Genomic DNA, 1409 nt, shown 5'->3' on the forward strand with positions numbered 1-1409 from the left:
CGCATCGCTGATCACAAAATGAACCGCCTTGATGACCTCATGCCATGGAACTGGCCGGCTCAATAAGTCAACGCCAGTCACACCGGACGGATACGATCTAAACCAACCCTTCAACATGCATCTGCCCGCTTCGGCGGGCTTTTTTGTTGTCTTCGGCCCGGTTTCGCGGCATCTTGCCTCTGTTCTCGCGGGTTCTTTGCTCCCAGCCGGACTCCGTAAGATCTAAAGCGCTGTTATTATTGGAAACTATGAACTATGTCGAGACAACTTTTGCCAGATTTTCAGTGATCTCCATCGCCGCAGAAAGCCCGCTTGGGACGGACCTGTCCTTGCTGATGGCGCGCCACACCGCCGATATGCACGCCGACACCCCGCCCGAAAGCATCCATATGATGGATGCCAGCCAGCTTGCGACCCCGCATATTGTGTTTTTCGTGATGCGCGATGTGGGCGTTCCGGTTGGCATGGGCGCGTTCAAACGCATCACCGACGACCATGCTGAAATCAAATCCATGCATGTCTTGACCGAGGTGCGGGGCCGCGGCCTGTCCAAACGCCTGCTCACCCATCTGCAAGATGAAGCGCGCGCCGCAGGCTTTCGCCGACTCAGCCTAGAAACCGGCGTGCAGCCCACCTTCATCGCCGCCCGCAACCTTTATACCCGCGCGGGCTTTGTCGAATGCCCCCCGTTTGACGGCTATCACGCCGACCCAAACAGCGTTTTCATGACCCTTGTTTTATAACCTGCCCCTTGTGCTGCGCGCGCGGCTGGCCCAAAAAGGGCGCGTGGTCTCGTAGCTCAACTGGATAGAGCACCTGACTTCTAATCAGATAATACGACCTTGCTGACCCTGGCTGACGGTAGGATTGCCTTACAAAATCAGCATCTTCGGTTGCACAGCCCCGCTGTTGGATGCCATGCAATTGCATAGTTGATTGCATGGAGGCAAGCATGGCGACGGCAGAAATGAAGTTTACGAAGGGTGCCCTCGACGACGCGGCACATCTCGGCGGGCAGGCAACGCGGTATCGTGCCCCCCGCTTTCCGAACCTCTATCTTGAGGTTGGCGCACGGTCGAAAACGTGGCGGTTTCGGAAGTTTTGGAAAGGTCAGAACTTCACGGAGGCGATGGGCAACTGGCCGCAGATGGGCTGGATCGAAGCGTCCCAAGAAGCTGCTGTGCGGTCAGATGGCATCGAAGAAAAGTAAGCGGTGTATATACCCCATGTTTCAATAAAATAAGGGATTTGCGATATTGCGCCTGAAGAATTTCAGGAGGCGATCATGTTGGACGAGGATCAGAGTGCAGGTCTGGAAGTATGGGGGGTCTGGGTGGCTCTGTTGCACAAATCCCATGAGGGATTCATCTTGTGAATCCAGCATGGTAGCTGTGTGGTATGAGTAAACC

General features: G+C 55.4%; 2 protein-coding genes. Both read left to right on the forward strand.

Going from position 1 to position 1409, the window contains the following annotated elements; all coding sequences use genetic code 11:
• The first annotated feature begins 248 nt into the window (after positions 1-248).
• The gene (locus tag BMY36_RS19110; RefSeq protein ID WP_050520618.1) at positions 249-743 is read left to right on the forward strand and encodes a GNAT family N-acetyltransferase; all 495 of its coding nucleotides are present in this window, start codon (positions 249-251) and stop codon (positions 741-743) included.
• Between the two features lie 209 nt (positions 744-952).
• Positions 953-1210 (forward strand): Arm DNA-binding domain-containing protein, encoded by a 258-nt coding sequence (locus BMY36_RS19115; protein ID WP_139194170.1) that lies wholly within the window; start codon positions 953-955, stop codon positions 1208-1210.
• The last annotated feature ends 199 nt before the right edge of the window (positions 1211-1409 follow it).

The sequence above is a fragment of the Pseudorhodobacter antarcticus genome (genome assembly GCF_900110135.1).
Classification (GTDB): Bacteria; Pseudomonadota; Alphaproteobacteria; order Rhodobacterales; family Rhodobacteraceae; genus Pseudorhodobacter; species Pseudorhodobacter antarcticus.